The 16,693-nt window shown below is 57.3% G+C and carries 17 protein-coding genes; all 17 read left to right on the top strand.

All coding sequences use genetic code 11. The features are described from left to right. The first annotated feature begins 66 nt into the window (after nucleotides 1-66). A complete protein-coding gene (gene rbfA, locus HMPREF9238_RS01775) occupies nucleotides 67-492 on the top strand; it encodes a 30S ribosome-binding factor RbfA (protein ID WP_016443726.1) in 426 nt (141 codons plus the stop codon). Beyond that, nucleotides 489-1,460, top strand: coding sequence for a tRNA pseudouridine(55) synthase TruB (truB, locus tag HMPREF9238_RS01770; protein ID WP_016443725.1), 972 nt, complete (start codon nucleotides 489-491; stop codon nucleotides 1,458-1,460). Before rbfA ends, truB begins: the two co-directional genes overlap by 4 nt. A gap of 21 nt (nucleotides 1,461-1,481) precedes the next feature. Further along, complete coding sequence (locus HMPREF9238_RS08935) at nucleotides 1,482-1,700, top strand: hypothetical protein (RefSeq protein ID WP_016443724.1); 219 nt, start codon at nucleotides 1,482-1,484, stop codon at nucleotides 1,698-1,700. Nucleotides 1,701-1,745: 45 nt separating this feature from the next. Next, the gene (locus HMPREF9238_RS01760) at nucleotides 1,746-2,732 is read left to right on the top strand and encodes a bifunctional riboflavin kinase/FAD synthetase (protein ID WP_040316611.1); all 987 of its coding nucleotides are present in this window, start codon (nucleotides 1,746-1,748) and stop codon (nucleotides 2,730-2,732) included. Nucleotides 2,733-2,895: 163 nt separating this feature from the next. Then, nucleotides 2,896-3,165 (top strand): 30S ribosomal protein S15, encoded by a 270-nt coding sequence (rpsO, locus tag HMPREF9238_RS01755; RefSeq protein ID WP_016443722.1) that lies wholly within the window; start codon nucleotides 2,896-2,898, stop codon nucleotides 3,163-3,165. Nucleotides 3,166-3,371: 206 nt separating this feature from the next. Continuing rightward, the gene (locus HMPREF9238_RS01750) at nucleotides 3,372-5,687 is read left to right on the top strand and encodes a polyribonucleotide nucleotidyltransferase (RefSeq protein ID WP_040316431.1); all 2,316 of its coding nucleotides are present in this window, start codon (nucleotides 3,372-3,374) and stop codon (nucleotides 5,685-5,687) included. A 107-nt stretch (nucleotides 5,688-5,794) separates the two neighbouring features. Further along, nucleotides 5,795-6,430, top strand: a complete 636-nt coding sequence (locus tag HMPREF9238_RS01745) for a hypothetical protein (RefSeq protein WP_016443720.1) — start codon at nucleotides 5,795-5,797, stop codon at nucleotides 6,428-6,430. A 42-nt stretch (nucleotides 6,431-6,472) separates the two neighbouring features. Then, nucleotides 6,473-7,795 (top strand): M16 family metallopeptidase, encoded by a 1,323-nt coding sequence (locus tag HMPREF9238_RS01740; RefSeq protein WP_016443719.1) that lies wholly within the window; start codon nucleotides 6,473-6,475, stop codon nucleotides 7,793-7,795. A 45-nt stretch (nucleotides 7,796-7,840) separates the two neighbouring features. Beyond that, nucleotides 7,841-8,581: a 4-hydroxy-tetrahydrodipicolinate reductase gene (gene dapB / locus HMPREF9238_RS01735; RefSeq protein WP_016443718.1), complete on the top strand. Its 741-nt coding sequence runs from the start codon at nucleotides 7,841-7,843 to the stop codon at nucleotides 8,579-8,581. Nucleotides 8,582-8,697: 116 nt separating this feature from the next. Then, on the top strand, nucleotides 8,698-9,171 hold the full coding sequence (locus tag HMPREF9238_RS01730) for a GNAT family N-acetyltransferase (protein ID WP_156824363.1): 474 nt from the start codon (nucleotides 8,698-8,700) through the stop codon (nucleotides 9,169-9,171). A 74-nt stretch (nucleotides 9,172-9,245) separates the two neighbouring features. Further along, complete coding sequence (gene dapA / locus HMPREF9238_RS01725; RefSeq protein ID WP_016443715.1) at nucleotides 9,246-10,139, top strand: 4-hydroxy-tetrahydrodipicolinate synthase; 894 nt, start codon at nucleotides 9,246-9,248, stop codon at nucleotides 10,137-10,139. Nucleotides 10,140-10,179: 40 nt separating this feature from the next. After that, complete coding sequence (locus HMPREF9238_RS01720; RefSeq protein WP_016443714.1) at nucleotides 10,180-11,871, top strand: ribonuclease J; 1,692 nt, start codon at nucleotides 10,180-10,182, stop codon at nucleotides 11,869-11,871. Nucleotides 11,872-11,879: 8 nt separating this feature from the next. Next, nucleotides 11,880-12,827 (top strand): PfkB family carbohydrate kinase, encoded by a 948-nt coding sequence (locus HMPREF9238_RS01715; protein ID WP_016443713.1) that lies wholly within the window; start codon nucleotides 11,880-11,882, stop codon nucleotides 12,825-12,827. Nucleotides 12,828-12,860: 33 nt separating this feature from the next. Continuing rightward, nucleotides 12,861-15,296: an FtsK/SpoIIIE family DNA translocase gene (locus tag HMPREF9238_RS01710; RefSeq protein WP_016443712.1), complete on the top strand. Its 2,436-nt coding sequence runs from the start codon at nucleotides 12,861-12,863 to the stop codon at nucleotides 15,294-15,296. A 5-nt stretch (nucleotides 15,297-15,301) separates the two neighbouring features. After that, nucleotides 15,302-15,922, top strand: a complete 621-nt coding sequence (gene pgsA / locus HMPREF9238_RS01705) for a CDP-diacylglycerol--glycerol-3-phosphate 3-phosphatidyltransferase (RefSeq protein WP_232217584.1) — start codon at nucleotides 15,302-15,304, stop codon at nucleotides 15,920-15,922. Between the two features lie 196 nt (nucleotides 15,923-16,118). Further along, complete coding sequence (locus HMPREF9238_RS01700) at nucleotides 16,119-16,451, top strand: helix-turn-helix domain-containing protein (protein ID WP_016443710.1); 333 nt, start codon at nucleotides 16,119-16,121, stop codon at nucleotides 16,449-16,451. A gap of 4 nt (nucleotides 16,452-16,455) precedes the next feature. Continuing rightward, nucleotides 16,456-16,677 (top strand): DUF3046 domain-containing protein, encoded by a 222-nt coding sequence (locus tag HMPREF9238_RS01695; protein WP_016443709.1) that lies wholly within the window; start codon nucleotides 16,456-16,458, stop codon nucleotides 16,675-16,677. Nucleotides 16,678-16,693: the final 16 nt, after the last annotated feature.

Here is a 16,693-nt window from a genome sequence, read left to right as displayed (position 1 = left end):
GCCGAAAAAGGTGGGAGCCGGTTTATTTTGCTAAATTTGAGGCCGGTTCTATTTTTAGGAGGCGCAGTGGCTGACATTAATCGCCAGCGTAAGGTGGAGGATCGCATTCAGCAGACGGTAGCTCGTTTGCTTGAACGACGGATCAAGGATCCGCGCCTGGGTTTTGTGACGGTAACTGATGTTCGAGTGACGGGCGACTTGCAGCACGCAACGATTTTCTACACGGTTTTAGGCTCGGCAGATGAGGCGGCGAAGAGCGCAAAAGCGTTGGAGTCTGCGAAGGGGCTTATCCGTTCGGAGGTGGGTAAGGCCCTCGGTATTCGCCTCACTCCAACTATTGATTTTCAGGCTGATAGTTTGCCACAGGCCGCAGCTAGTATTGAAGATGCTCTGCTAAGGGCGCGTAAGGCGGATGAAAAACTGGCACAGGTCGCTAAGAACGCTGAATACGCCGGCGGCGAGGATCCGTACAAGCGCGCTGAAGAAGAGTGAAACCTTCGTTGGATGTGCCCCGTGCGCGGGTAAGCGCGGCCGATGGGCTCCTGATCGTTGACAAACCGCAGGGGGTAACTAGTCACGACGTGGTGGGGGCGGTGCGTCGCCTGGCAGCAACCCGCAAGGTCGGGCACGCCGGCACGCTTGACCCAATGGCCACGGGCGTCCTCGTGCTCGGAATTGGTAAGGCAACGCGGCTACTGACGTTCATTACCGGAGCAGATAAGGAATATCGCGCGCGGGTTCAACTTGGTGCCGCTACTGATTCGGATGACGCTGACGGGCAGATTATTTCCCGCATGGGAGCTCGTGATTTGAATGTGGGGAGCATAGATGAGGCACTGGCTTCCATGCGGGGTGAGGTCATGCAGGTGCCGGCTAAGGTTTCGGCGATCAAGGTCGATGGCAAGCGGGCGCACGCCCTGCATCGAGAAGGTAAAGATGTGAAGCTAGCGGCGCGCCCGGTTGTGATTTCGCGGTTGGAAAGAACCTCGGATTTGGTAGCAACCCAACTTGGCGACGGCACGCCTACTGTGGAGTTCGATCTTGTGGTGGAATGTTCGAGCGGCACGTATGTGAGGGCAATTGCTCGCGACCTTGGGGAAATGCTCGGAACGGGTGCGCATCTAACTGCGTTGCGCCGCACCAGGGTGGGGAAGTGGACGCTGGATGATGCGGTGACGTTAGACCGCCTCGCGCGCTTCGTTGCGAGCCAGCCGGAAGAAAACCCGCATCCCATTTCCGTGCTTTCTTTGACACAGGCCGCGTCACAGCAGTTTGACACTATCGAACTTAGCGAGGATGAGGCCGAGGCCATGCGCCACGGCAACGCTACAAAGGTAGCGGTGCGCACGCCAGATGGGCAGATAACGGCTTGCACGTGGAAAGGGCAAGTGCGGGCACTCGTAACCAGAAGTGGAAAGAAGTATCAACCTGTGCTTGTATTTTCCACAGACCCACTGTGAAAAACCGATGGAGGTAAAACCATGGATAATCCGATGAATGAGCTGGGGCTACGCGACGTCTCTGCGGCGGGCCAAGAGAAGAAGGCTTGCGGCTGTGGCGGTAAGGGCCACGGCGGCGGTGGATGCGGTTGCGGTGGTAAGGGTCGCGGCCAGGGACGTGGTAGGGGTCACGGACATGGTCATGGTGGCGGCGGTTGCGGTTGCGGACGTCACAAGGAACAGCAGGAACAGGCAAAGTAGTCTCGTTTTCCTACCATTTTGGGGAGTTGGCTTTAATTCATGGTGATGAGCGTGTGGCGCGATCTTGCGGAAGTGCCCGAGGGGTTGCGCACGGTTGTAACTATTGGAAATTTTGATGGCGTTCATCGCGGGCATCAGCAGTTGATCCGCATGTGCTCTGATTTGGCGCGTAAAAAAGATGCGCTCGCCGTAGCCATTACCTTCTTTCCCCATCCGGTGCAGGTGCACGCCCCGCAACGCAACCTAAAGCTCATTACTACGCTGGTTGACCGCTTGGACGCGCTCGCCGGGTATGGCATTGATGCAACGCTGGTTCTTAACTACAACGAGGCGCTCTATTTGCAAACGCCGCGCGAGTTCATTGCGAACATTAGCAAGGCTTTGGGCGTGCAGGGCATTGTGGTGGGCGAGGATATGAAGTTCGGTGCAGGTAATTCCGGTAATATTTCCACTTTGCGAAGCCTGGGGGGCGAGTTTGGCTTCGACGTGGTGGCGCTTCCTGACATCGTTGACGAGACGGGTACTCGCTGGTCATCTTCCTGGGTGCGCGAGCTCTTGGAAGAGGGCGAAGTAGCGGAGGCGGCCCGGGTGCTGGGGCGTCCGCACCGGATCCGTGGTGTGGTGAAACACGGGCATAAGCGAGGACGCGAGCTTGGTTTCCCAACCGCGAATCTGGAGGAAGATTGCGATGGCGTGATCCCAGCTGACGGGGTGTATGCCGGCTGGCTTACCCGTCAGGTGGCGGATGCGCCGGCGGGGGTGTTCTTGCCGGCGGCTATCTCGGTGGGTACGAATCCCCAGTTTGACGGGGTGCATCGCACGGTTGAGGCGCATGTTCTGGGCCGCTCAGATTTGGACTTGTACGGAGAGAAGATCGCCGTGTCGTTTGTTAAACGTTTGCGTGGTATGAAGAAGTTCGCTTCGGTTGACGAGCTGCTCCAACAAATGGATGAAGATATTCGCGATTCCGCATCAGTTTTGGGCGTTGCGGTGGCAGGTCGGGTGGATCCAGAGGCAGTTACTGCCGGTTAGGTGTTTAATATCACGGCGGAGAAGGCGCGGAATTTCGGGCCTTTTTCCAGATGCTAACCGGGTGCATGGTATCGTAAAGGTTGCCGTGAATCGGCCACGGACGCGTTATGCCCGGGTGAACAGGCCCCGGAGCGCCGTGCAACGAGTTTATGAAGGAGAACCCATGGCCCTGTCGAAGGAAGTCAAGGAACAGATCATCAAAGAGTATGCAACTCACGAGGGCGACACGGGTTCGCCAGAGGTGCAGATTGCGCTCTTGACGCAGCGTATTCGTGACCTCACTGAGCACTTTAAGACGCACAAGCACGATCACCACTCTCGCCGCGGCCTGATGCTGCTGGTTGGTAAGCGTCGTCGTCTGCTCGGCTACCTAGCTGATGTTGATATTGAGCGTTACCGCGCGCTGATCGCCCGTCTGGGTCTGCGCCGATAGCGTCTCGTGGCCCGACTCCCGCAGGGAGCCGGGCCATCTTTTCCGTATTAGGATAGTTTTGGCGTTCGCGTGTGCGCCCCACATTTTGAAGATGGATGGACTGCCGCTTGGAGCGCGGTCCTCGGTAGTGGCTCCCGGAGCTTAGTTTCCGTGGGTCTCAATCGAAGGCCGGTCCAGGGCAGTCTCTAGTGAATAGGAGATTTCCCATGATGGAGGGAGATGACATCACCGCAGTCGAAACCGTGATTGATAACGGTAAGTTCGGTCAGCGTGTGATTCGTTTTGAGACGGGCCGTTTGGCTCGTCAGGCTGCAGGCTCCGCGCTTGCATACTTGGATGATGAGACCACCATCCTATCGGCTACGACGGTTGGCAAGCACCCGCGTGACCAGTTTGATTTCTTCCCGTTGACGGTTGATATCGAGGAGCGCCAGTACGCAGTTGGGCGCATCCCAGGTGGTTTCTTCCGCCGCGAGGGTCGTCCGGGCGAGGAGGCTATTCTCGCTTGCCGTCTGATTGACCGGCCGCTTCGCCCCGCGTTCGTGAAGGGCCTGCGTAACGAGGTTCAGGTTGTGGGCACGGTGCTCGCTGTGAATCCGCAGGATCCGTACGATGTTCTGGCGATTAACGCAGCCTCGCTGTCCACCCAGATTTCGGGCTTGCCGTTCTCGGGCCCGATCGGTGGTACTCGTCTGGCTTTGATTGACGGCCAGTGGGTTGCGTTCCCGCGTTACTCCGAGATGGAGCGTTCCACTTTTAACATTGTGGTTGCTGGCCGCGTTGTTGACGGCGATGTTGCGATCATGATGGTTGAGGCCGGCGGCGGTGACGCAATGATCGACCTCATTGAAAATGGTGGTACCACCCCGACCGAAGAGGTTGTTGCTGACGGTCTAGAGGCGGCGAAGCCGATCATTCGCCAGCTGTGTGAGGCGCAGCTTGAGATCGTGCAGAAGGTTGGTAAGGAAACTGTTGAGTTCCCGCTGTTCCTCGACTATCAGGACGAGCATTACGACGCTGTGAAGGCCGCTGTTGAGGCGGACCTGTCCGAGGCTCTTACGATTGCGGAGAAGCTCAAGCGTGAGGATCGCATTGACGAGATCCAGGAGAAGATGCTTGAGGATCTGGCTACGAAGTTTGAGGAAGAAGAAGAGAAGGATCTGAAGGCTGCGTTCCGTGCGATTGAAAAGGAGCTTATGCGTGATCGCGTGCTTCGTCACGGTCAGCGTATCGATGGGCGTACCCCCACGGAGATCCGCTCGCTCGCAGCTGAGGTAGAGGTGCTTCCGCGCGTTCACGGTTCGGCCCTGTTCCAGCGCGGTGAAACTCAGATTATGGGCGTTACCACGCTGAATATGCTCCGTATGGAACAGCAACTTGACAATCTTTCGCCGCTACAGTCGAAGCGCTACATTCACCACTACAACTTCCCGCCGTACTCAACTGGTGAGACGGGTCGCGTGGGCTCGCCGAAGCGTCGCGAGATCGGCCACGGCGCACTCGCGGAGCGCGCCCTGGTTCCTGTCATTCCCAAGCGTGAGGACTTCCCGTACGCGATCCGTCAGGTGTCAGAGGCGCTCGGCTCGAACGGCTCGACCTCGATGGGTTCAGTGTGTGCGTCCACGCTGTCACTACTACAGGCCGGTGTGCCGTTGCGCGCCCCGGTTGCAGGCATCGCGATGGGTCTTATCACCGGTGAGGTTGATGGGGAGCAAAAGGCCGTCACGCTAACCGATATTCTTGGCATCGAGGATGGCTTTGGCGACATGGACTTCAAGGTCACGGGTACTCGTGACTACATCACGGCCCTCCAGCTTGACACCAAGCTTGACGGCATTGATTCACAGGTGTTGAAGGAAGCATTGGCGCAGGCCCGTGAGGCTCGTTTCGTGATTCTTGACCTCATCAACCAGGCTATTTCTGAGCCGGATGAGATGTCGCCGTTTGCACCGCGCATCATTGCGGTTCAGGTTCCGGTTGAGAAGATCGGTGAAGTCATTGGCCCGAAGGGCAAGATGATCAACCAAATTCAGGAAGACACTGGCGCGGAACTCACCATTGAGGACGACGGCACGGTTTACATTGGCGCGGAGACCGGTGAGGCGGCAAATGCAGCCCGCGACATGGTTAACGCAATTGCAAACCCGCAGCTTCCTGAGGTTGGCGAGCGCTACGTGGGCACGGTTGTAAAAACCACGTCGTTTGGTGCGTTCGTTTCCCTCACCCCGGGTAAGGACGGCCTGCTCCACATCAGCCAGGTGCGTCGCCTGGTAGGGGGCAAGCGCATTGACTCGGTTGATGACGTCCTTGCGGTTGGCCAGCAGATTGAGGTTGAAATCGCTGAAGTTGATGATCGCGGTAAGCTTTCGCTACACGCGGTTATCGAGGGCGAAACTGGCGAGGCTGCAGGCGAGGTTGAAGAGGACGGCGATCAGCGCGATGAGAAGCACTCGGAGCGTCGCCGCTCGAACAACAACCGTCGTCGCCCCCGCACGCGTACGCGCAAGGGCCAGGACGACTAATAGCGTCTAAACGAGGCGCGGGGAGTGCTGAGGCATTCTCCGCGCTTTGTTTATGCCCGTTTTATTCCCTATATGATTAGGTTTGTTGACATCGTTGGGAGGGCGAAATGCGCCGCTACACTGATTTTTTCGTAATGCTCGCACTGCTGGTGCTCGATTTTTTGATTGCGGTGATCATGTGGAACACCGTGGATGATGCGTTGAATCCAAATTCAACATCGTTGGGGTACATGATTATGAGCCTCACTTTGATTGCAATTCCCGGTATCGCAATGGCCGCTGGTCTGGCACTTGGTAGGGCCACGTGGAATTTAGCGCCGCGCTCGTTCTACTTGGTAGTGCTACTCGGCTCCGGCCTTTCGGCTGGTCTCACGTGGGTCGCTTCATTGGCGCTAGATGGTGCCGGCGCGGTCGTTTCGTTTGGGAATGCGATTTTTGCGATGGTAGTTCTGGCAGTCGCATCCCTGGTTGGCCTCATTCTCGGACTCACGGGGGCGGTCCCCACAGCAAAGGTATTCGGCGCTTCCCTGAAGGATTCTGCGAAACAAAATGAGGATCCCAAGCCGGTCGATTCGGTCGCCACCGTTGCAGGCAGCGACGCAGATGGCTTGGCAGCGTTGGAGGGAGACGATGTAGCGCCTGGCACGCAAACCCCGGGAACTGCCGCGAGCGCGTCGCCGCGAAAGGTGATCGGCGGAAATGACGCGGAGGCTGAGGCGGGCGAGGAAAGCCCGAGCCTGTAGGCGTTGAAGTAGCAGTTCTAATAGTTGGATAGGATTTCGCGGGTGCTTGAGATTTCTGATCTTCCGCTGGTTTGTTCTACTGATGAGCGCGCAGCTATTACGTTGCTCGATGATGAGACTCTGATTCGGCGCACCATTTTGCCCGGTGGAGTTCGGGTGTTGTCCCAGCACGTGCCGGCGCAGCGTTCGGTTTCGCTGTCGGCATGGTGTCCGGTTGGTTCGCGCGATGAGGATCCCACGCAGGCCGGTTCGACGCATTTCTTGGAGCATCTGTTGTTTAAGGGCACCCCCACCCGTTCAGCGCAGGATATTGCAAATGCGTTTGACGAGGTGGGCGGCGAGTCGAATGCGGCAACAACGAAGGAGTACACGTATTACTGGGCGCGGACGCTGGCAGAAGATCTGCCAATGTCGGTGGCCGTGCTAATGGATATGATGTCGTCTTCACTGCTTGACGAGGCCGAGTTTGAGCGCGAGCGGGGCGTGATTTTGGATGAGCTCGCGATGGGTAATGATGATCCGGTGGAGATCGTGCATGAGAATTTTGCGCAGGCGATATACGGCGATCACCCGCTTGGCCGTCCTATTGGTGGATCGATAGAGACGGTTTCGGCTGCCCAGCGCGATGCCGTGGTGGGGTATTACCACGATAAGTACCAGCCGTCCTCGCTTGTGATTGTCGCGGCGGGAGCTGTGGATCATGCGGAGCTGTGCGAACTCGTTGGCGGGGCGCTAGCTACAGCGGGCTGGGATTTGGATCCGGCTGCGCTCCCGCTGTCTACGCGTACTTGCAATCAAGGCCAGCCGGAATTCGATGATCGCGAGATACGCAAGGAAAAGCCGGGGGAGCAGGCCCACGTTCTTTTGGGGGGCCGGTCTATCAACGCTAACGATGACCGTCGCCCGACGATGGCCGTATTGCTGAGTATTTTGGGCGGGTCGATGTCCAGCCGCCTGTTCCAAGAGATTCGGGAGCGGCGTGGGCTGGCTTACACCACGTACGCGTTTGACACGGCTTATGTTGATTACGGTCATTTTGGGATGTACGCAGGTTGCGCGCCGAAGAATGTGGATTTGGTTGAGCAGCTTATGCGCGAGCAGCTGGTGGATCTGGCTACGGCCGGCCCAACTGAGGCGGAGCTCGCCCGGGTGAAGGGCCAGTTGCGCGGGGCTATGGCTCTGGGTTTGGAGGATTCGGGTGCCCGCATGGCGCGCCTGGGGCGCGCGGAGGTGGTGCACGGTAGGTTCATCCCACTGGAGCTTACGCTGTCTCGCATTAATGCGATCACGCGCGCTGACGTGGCTGATCTGGCTCAGTTGCTCCTCGATCAGCCCACGTGCCGATCTGTGGTGATGCCCATTTAGTGGCCTGTGGTCGAGGAAATCTGGGCGTAAAGATAGGCTGTTGTCATGGTTAAAGTTGCGGTGATTGGTGCGAAGGGCCGGATGGGCTCCACGGTGTGTACAGCCGTCGAGGCTGCCGGCGACATGGAGGTCGTGGCCAGGCTAGATGCGGGCGATGCGATTAACGAGCAGTCGCTGGCCGGTGCGAGCGTGGCCGTGGTGTTCACGGTTCCGAGCGTAAAGTTGCAAAATGTTCTTGATCTGCTGGCAGCGGGAGTCCACGCAGTGGTGGGCACGTCCGGTTGGAGCGATGAGGAGTTGGAACGGGTACGCGCGGCTCAGGCAAAGAGCGCCGCGAACGTGTTTATCGCCCCGAACTTCGCACTGTCAGCTGTTTTAGCTATGGAGTTCGCGGCCAAGGCAGCGCCCCTGTTTGAGTCAGTTGAGATCGTGGAGATACACCATCCAAATAAGGTTGATGCGCCCTCCGGTACAGCTGTTGCTACCGCGCAGAAGATTTCGCGGGCGCGCAAGCAGGCTGGTTGCGCGCCGATGCCGGACGCCACGCAAACTGATCCGCAAGGAGCGCGCGGCTCTCGCTATGAGGGTGTGCCTGTACATGCTCTGCGTTTGCGTGGGATGACCGCAACGGAAGAAGTTCTGTTGGGCAATCCCGGCGAGGTTCTCACAATTCGCACCGACTCGTTTGATCGAGCATCATTCATGCCGGGCGTGTTACTAGCTGTGCGTAAGATCGCGGATACGCCGGGCGTAACAGCTGGCCTCGAACATTTGCTTGACCTGTAGTTTGGGTACGAAATTTGGATAGCTTCCAGCACAAGAGTGCGTTGAACGCGGATAGGTCGGTGCGGCCAAGTACGCCCGATGATGCCCCTGCGATCGCGCGGATCCAAGCTACAGGAATGTTGACTTCGTTAGCCGAAGGCATAGGCGGGCCTCTCGATCCGCAAGTTGGTGCCGCATTGGATCAAGTTGCAATGGCGGCCTCATGGCGCGAGTCTATCGCGGCCCCTCCCACGCCTGGTTTTCGGATCTTGACGGCCCTGGATTCCCACCTCGTAGCCGGTTTTGCGGGGGCTGTGCCCGCGCAGCCCGTGCCGGGCGTGGACGGTTTAGATGAGGGGGGCACGGAGATCATCGCTCTGGAGGTCGATCCTAAGTATGAGGGCCAGGGCCACAGGTCGAGGCTCCTCGCGGCGGTTTCCGATTTGGCGCAAGAAGAAGGCGCGAAGAACATTCGCGTGTGGATTGTGGCGGGAGACGGCCAGAAGATTCGTTTCTTCCAGGAGGCCGGCTTTGGACCGGCTGGCATTATGCGCAAGCTAAAGGTGGGCCCCCACCACGTGGTTGAACACCTGTGGTGGGCAAAGTTTTAACCAACGATTGTAATCGTTAGTTCAATTAGCGGACACTTACTGGATTTCGAAACTGTGATGGCTAGCATGGCATCATGAGTGAAGTTAAGCACCCGATTGGTCAGCAGTCCGTAGCGATGGTTACGCCGTTCCACGAGGATGGCTCTTTAGATACTGATTCCGCGCAGCGCCTCGCCAAGCACCTGGTTGATACAGGCGTGGACTGTATTCTCATTTCCGGCACTACCGGCGAGGCTCCAACCACGTACCAGCCGGAAAAGAACGATTTGACTGACGCGGTTGTTGAAGCCGTGGGCGAGCGCGCGTTTGTGCTTGCCGGTGCCGGCTCTAATGACACGGCTCACGCGGTGCGCATGGCTGTGAATGCGCAGGAGCACGGTGCGGATGGCCTGTTAGTGGTCTCCCCGTACTACAATCGCCCGTCCCAGCGGGGTTTGCGCGCTCACGTTGATGCGATCCTGAGCGAAACCACTCTTCCCGTGGTCCTATACGACATTCCGGGGCGCACCGGCCTTGCTTTTTCAGATGAGACGCTTGACTACTTTGCGCAAAATGAACGCATCGTTGCAGTGAAGGACGCCACCGGCAAGCCGGAGCAGGCTATCAAGCGAATGAACCGCACGGGTATATCGTACTATTCGGGCGATGACGGTTTGAACTGCATGCTGATGGCGCAGGGTGCTTCGGGCATCATTTCTGTGGTTGGCCACGTTGCTGGCGCGTTCTTTAGGAAGCAGATCGATGCGATTAACGAGGGCGATATCGTCACTGCTCGAAACATTCAGCGCACACTCACGCCGCTGATTGACGCGATCATGGGTGGAGGTCAGGGCGCGGTCATGGCGAAGGCTGCGGTGCACATGATGGGGATCATTGAAAGTGATCGCTTGCGTTTGCCGCTCGTTCCGGCCCTGGACGAGGAACTAGACCGCATGCGTCGCGCTATGGAGAACCTCGAGCTTTTGTGAGTGGTTAGCCGCTGCGGCTAAGTCGTGGCACAATTGAAGCATGATGTCTTTATACGATTCTCTTCCGAAGCCAGCGAACCTAGAACCTGATACTTTACGCGTTGTTCCTTTGGGAGGGTTAAAGGACATCGGCCGTAATATGACGGTTTTTGAGCTGAATGGGCAGCTTTTGATCGTTGACTGCGGGGTACTTTTCCCCGAAGAGATTCAGCCGGGCGTGGATCTGATTCTACCCGATTTTAGCTACATTGAGGAGCGCCTGGATGACGTAGTTGGCATGGTGCTAACTCACGGACATGAGGACCACATTGGGGCGGTTCCGTACCTGCTGAAGTTGCGGGGCGATATTCCCATTTACGGTTCGGAACTGACTCTCGCTTTTGTACGTCCTAAGCTGGATGAGCATCGGATTGAGGGTTTTGATCTGAACGTGGTTGCTGCGGGCGATCGGGTGGAGCTGGGCGGTTTTGACCTTGAGTTTGTGTCTGTCACGCATTCCATTCCAGATGCTCTTGCGGTGTTTATTCGCACGGTTGCGGGCACTGCACTGATTACCGGCGATTTTAAGATGGATCAGCTTCCACTCGATGGCCGCTTGACGGATCTGCGAGCATTCGCCCGATTTGGCGAGGAGGGCGTGGACTTGTTCTTAGTAGATTCAACTAACGCTGAGGTTCCTGGTTTTGTTACTCCGGAGCGTGAGATTGGTCCGGTTCTTGAGGACGTGTTCCTGCGTGCTACGGGACAGATTGTGGTGGCCTCGTTTGCGTCGCACGTGCACCGCGTGCAACAGGTTTTTGACGCCGCTGTGATGACGGGCCGCAAGGTAGCTTTGATCGGACGAAGCATGGAACGCAACATGCGGATTGCGTCGGAACTGGGGTTCCTTGACATTCCAGATGACGTGATTGTGACCAGCAAACAGATCGCGCAGTTGGGACCCGAGCAGCGGGTATACATGGCTACCGGTTCGCAGGGTGAACCGATGGCGGCCCTGGGTCGTATTGCGCGGGGAACGCACCGCTTTGTTGAGGTTGGCCCGGGCGACACCGTGGTGTTCGCCTCCTCCCTTATTCCGGGGAATGAAAACTCGGTTTACCGCGTGATCAATGGGCTCACCAGGCTAGGTGCGAAAGTTGTGCACCAGGCAAATGCGAAGGTTCACGTGTCGGGCCACGCCGCGGCGGGTGAGCTTCTATACTGCTACAACATCATTCAGCCGAGGAACGTTATGCCAATCCATGGCGAGGTTCGCCACCTGGTTGCTAACGGTGCCCTCGCGGTAAAAACCGGGGTGCCGGCAAGCAACGTGATGCTCGCTGAGGACGGCGTGGTGGTTGACCTGAAGGACGGGGAATCCAGCGTGGTTGGGGCAATCCCTTGCTCTTACATCTATGTGGATGGGCGAAGTGTGGGCGAATTGGACGAATCCGAGTTACAAGACCGCCGCGTTCTGGGATCCGAAGGGTTCATCTCAATTTACGCGGTTGTGGATCTGGAACACGAAATGATTTTGTCCGGCCCCACCATCAAATCGGTGGGTATGGCTGAAGAAGACTCCGTGTTTGCAGAGATCGAACAGGACGTGAGAGACGCGCTAGCGACGGCTCTTGAAGATCCTGAGGCTGACACCTACTCGTGCCAGCAGGCGATGCGCCGCGTGATTGGCCGCTGGGTGGGACGCAAACTGCGGAGACGTCCGATGATTGTCCCCGTGGTAGTAGAGCAGTAGGAGGGGACTTGGCGCGCTTTTTGTCAACCGAGCCGGTGGTATTGAACCTGCCGATCGCTATTGAGAAGCTCCCTGAGCGTGGCTCTATGATTCCGGCGCGTTCGGTTCTCTCAAGCCCGGGTGGGGGATACCTTGGCATGGTGGCGGTGGCCAACATGGGCGTAACCACCGGCATGTTGTCAATGCTAGGCACCGGCCCGAACTCTTACATGATTCGTAAGGATCTGGAAGAAAATGGGGTTCAGATTCTGACCGGTGAAGTGATTGGTGACATTGGCGTGTCAATCCAGCTGGTCGAAGATGAAGGCGACAACACCGTGATTGTCTCTGCGGGAGTCGAATCTGACCTGCTCCTTGACCAGATTGAAACAATCGAGTTCGAGGATGGGGACGTCCTGCTTGTTCACGGGTCGGTAATCAGCGGTGGTGCGGCCGGACAACGTTTCGCAAACTGGGTGAGCGGCATTGATCTGAAGGTGAAGGTGGTGCTTGCTCCCTCACCAATGCTCGATAGCATTGATCCGAAGTTGTGGGAGCCGCTGCTTCAGCGCGCTGACGTTTTGACTATGAACTTGCGCGAGGCGGGTCTGTTGCCGCGTCTGTTGAAGGAACTTGACCCGGCACGCACCCTAGAGGAGTACTTGAAGCCCGAATGCGTGCAGGTTACGCGCATGGGGTCCCTCGGTTGCCAGTATCGCGACGGCGTGGCCGGCGAGCTGAAACAGGTGCCGGCATATGCTACGCGGTCGGTAGACACGTCGGGTGTGGGTAACGTCCATATCGCGGTGATGTGCGGCGCGTTGGCTCGGGGCCAAGACATGCACGCAGCGTTGTTAATGGCAAACGCGGCGGGTGCGGTGATGGTTTCCCACGCGTATGCCTTCCCCGTGCCCACAATGCGTGAGATTGCGGATGTCATGACGTTTGCTGGGGAAGATGGCGGCGAGTCGTTATAGCAAAAACCTTCGTTGCGATAGCGTGGAATCACTATGCCTAAGACTCCAGCATCAAACCGTGGGGAGGGTTCCACGCGTAAAACTAGTAAGTCTTCGAAGTTGGTAGCTTCGAACCGTTCGCCGCTGATGGAAATGTTCGTTTCGATGGGGCGAGGTATTGCGAACGCTTGGCGCGGATTTTTGGCGATCGATGTGCAGCTGCGCCGTGACGGTCTGGCGTTTGTACTACTCGCTTTGGCCGCAGTTTTTGCGCTTCGCGAGTGGTTCCACATTTCTGGTAGCGCGGGTGCTTTCCTCCACCACGTAGCCGCCGGAGCCGTGGGTATTTTCTCGGTGGTGGTGCCGATCGCCCTCGTGTGGTGGGCCGTTGAACTCTTCCGCGCGCGCAAGCACAACCGCTTGCCGCACCGGTTTGCTGGAAGTTTAGGGATTTCGATTGCCCTCACCGGCCTCGTGCATGTAAGTAGCGGAAATCCGCGAATTCAGGATTTCAATTTGATTGAAGAGGCAGGCGGCGTGCTCGGCTGGTTCATGGGATATCCGCTGGCGACGTTGCTTTCTACCTGGGGCGCCGCAATCATGCTTGTGCTATTACTTGCCTATTCAATTCTGGTTTATTCGCAAACGCCGGTAAAGGAAGTTCCCCAGCGTGTTAGGGCGCTGCGAGAACGTATTTCCCGCCGCGGCGAGGGCGGTAAAAAAAGCGGGCGCATTGACTCTTATGACGGCGATGAGGCGTTTGCTACCCCCAACGTGCACCAACCTGACCTAGAGGAATACTCCGGGGAACAGTCACAACAGTATGACGCCTACGAGAATTCTCTGCCGGCTTACGAGACGCAACTGATTGAACCCGAAGTGTATGAGCCGGCGGAGGAGACTGCGGTTATGCCGGCTGGCGCCACTGATCTTCCCACCACAACGGCGATGGAATTGGAAGATGGGGCGGTTTACAACCTTCCCCCGGAAGACCTGCTGATTAAGGGGCCGCCGCACAAGAAGCGTTCGGCTGCAAATGACTGGGTTGTGGACGCGTTGCAAGGCACGTTAGACGAGTTCGGTGTGGATGCGAAGGTCACCGGTTTTTCGCGCGGCCCAACGGTAACTAGGTACGAGGTGACGTTGGGTGCAGGCGTGAAGGTGGAGCGTATCACGCAACTTGAGAAGAACATTCGTTACGCGGTTGCTTCCGCCGAAGTGCGTATATTGTCGCCAATCCCCGGCAAGTCAGCGATTGGCGTGGAGATTCCCAACACGGACCGGGAAACTGTTGCGCTCGGCGATGTTTTGCGCTCTGGCGCGGCCCGTAGCGATGACCATCCGCTAGTTGTTGGCGTGGGTAAAGACGTCGAGGGTGGATACGAGGTAACCAACATTGCGAAGACCCCGCACCTGCTGGTTGCTGGCGCCACGGGTTCTGGTAAATCTTCGTTCATTAACTCCATGATCACGTCGATCATGATGCGTGCAACGCCGGCGCAGGTGCGCATGATTTTGGTTGATCCCAAGCGCGTGGAACTCACGATTTATGAGGGTATTCCGCACCTCATCACGCCTATCATTACCAATCCAAAGAAGGCTGCCGAGGCTCTCGAATGGGTTGTGAAAGAGATGGATCAGCGCTACGACGACCTCGCCCAGTTCGGTTTCAAACACGTCGATGATTTCAACAAGGCGATACTAGCTGGTCAAGTGGAGCTTCCTGCAGGATCTGAACGCAAGCTCGCTCCCTACCCGTACCTGCTCGTGGTAGTTGACGAGCTCGCCGACCTGATGATGGTGGCCCCGCGCGACGTGGAGGCCTCCATCCAGCGAATCACGCAGCTGGCGCGCGCCGCAGGCATCCACCTCGTCCTCGCCACCCAGAGACCGTCTGTGGATGTTGTTACCGGCCTCATTAAGTCGAATATTCCGTCACGCCTGGCCTTTGCCACATCCTCAATGCAGGATTCGCGCGTCATTCTCGACCAGGGTGGTGCGGAGAAGCTGATTGGTAAGGGTGATGCTCTCTACCTTCCGCAAGGGGAGGGTAAGCCAAAGCGCGTGCAGGGCGCGTGGGTCACCGAATCCGAGATCCGCGATGTTGTAGAGCACGTTAAGGCGCAGATGAAGCCGGTCTACCGTGAGGACGTGATCGTTCCGGCAAAGAAGCGCCAGATAGCTGACGACATTGGCGACGACCTCGAAGACCTTCTGCAAGCTGCGGAACTGGTGATCTCAACCCAGCTTGGCTCCACGTCGATGTTGCAACGCAAGTTGCGGATCGGCTTCGCCCGCGCCGGCCGCCTCATGGATTTGCTGGAATCACGCGAAATCGTGGGCCCATCTGAGGGTTCTAAGGCGCGCGAGGTACTGGTCCCGCCAGAAGAGTTGCCGCGAGTGTTGGCTATGCTCCGCGGCGAGGACGTTCCTGCAGATACTATTGAAGAAGAATCAGAAGACGCCTGGGAGTTGACAGGTAGAGCGTAGGAGTCATGATGAACAGGGCGCAGATGGATGACAACGTCTCGCGTGTACACGAGGGCGAGAACATTTGGAATCTGCCAAATGTTTTGACAATGATCCGTCTTGTTCTGGTGCCCGTTTTTATCATCCTGATTCTAAACGGGTCGGTTGGCGCCATGTGGACTGCCCTGGTGGTCTTTATCGTCGCTGCTTTTACTGACTTGTTTGACGGCAAGCTTGCGCGCGAACGCGGTCTCGTGACGGACTGGGGCAAGATTTGGGATCCGATTGCGGACAAAGCATTAACGCTAGGCGCATTCGTGGTTTTATCTGTCGCGGGGCTTGTGCCCTGGTGGTTCACCGTGATTGTCGCGGTGCGCGAGCTCGGCATCACCTGGATGCGCTCCAGGTTGTTGAAGCGGGGCGTAGTAGTTGCGGCGAATTCCGGCGGCAAGGCTAAGACCGTGTCACAAATGCTCCTCATCGTCTTCCTCGTTTTCCCGTGGGATGGCGTTTTGGGAGTCAGTAATGCCCTCTTCGACGTGACTGGTCTTGCGGTGATTCGTTGGATTTTGCTTGCTATTGCGCTGTTCCTCACCGTCTGGTCGGGGATGCAGTACGTGATCGCAGCCATGAAGATGCAAAAGTAGAACGCGTTTCAAACTGTGGAGAGGTATTCGCCACTTTTAAGCTTGGAATATATTTTCGTGCCCGCTGGTTTACCTTGATATGACGGCAAATAGTGTAATTCCGCGCGCGTTGAATCGAGGTAGTGTGGGCAGTACCGCATCCACAATGAGGGCTCCCATACTGCAAGAGGGTAACGAAGCAAGGTACGGTACAGGTATGCAGAACAAAAGTGCCACCAAGCCGCTCCTGAGGGAGCAGATTGGTGACGTTTTGCGCCAAATTCGCCGCACCCAAGGACGCACCCTTCGAGAGGTCTCCGCGGATGCAAAAGTCTCACTCGGCTACCTGTCAGAGGTTGAGAGAGGCCAGAAGGAAGCTTCTTCAGAACTCCTGATTGCGATTTGCGAGGCTCTTGGCGTGCCACTTGCACTGGTACTACGTGAAGTTGCAAGCCGTATCGCTACCTTGGAGTTTGTGGATGTTCCAACGGCTACTCCTGCCGTGCTCGTTGATGGTAGTTTGAGTGACCGGATCACGTTGTTGAGTTGATTAAATGACCGTCTCAGAGTTCTGGAAGAGTATCGAAGCTGTTTTTGGATCGTGCTACGGCAGGTCAATAGTGGGCGACCTCTTCCTCCCAAAACTGGGTGGCACCGCCGAACAGGCGCTGATGAGCGGTTTGGACCCCGAAGTTATTTGGGATGAACTGATTAGGGAAACCGACATGGGCGAGGAAGCCCGCTGGGTGCACAGGCGTGAGAAAGTCCTGCGATAACTAGTTCGGGTATTTC

Source organism: Gleimia europaea ACS-120-V-Col10b, from assembly GCF_000411155.1.
GTDB lineage: Bacteria > Actinomycetota > Actinomycetes > Actinomycetales > Actinomycetaceae > Gleimia > Gleimia europaea_B.
Note: the sequence above shows the minus strand (reverse complement) of the source record. Positions and strands in the feature narration are given on the sequence as shown.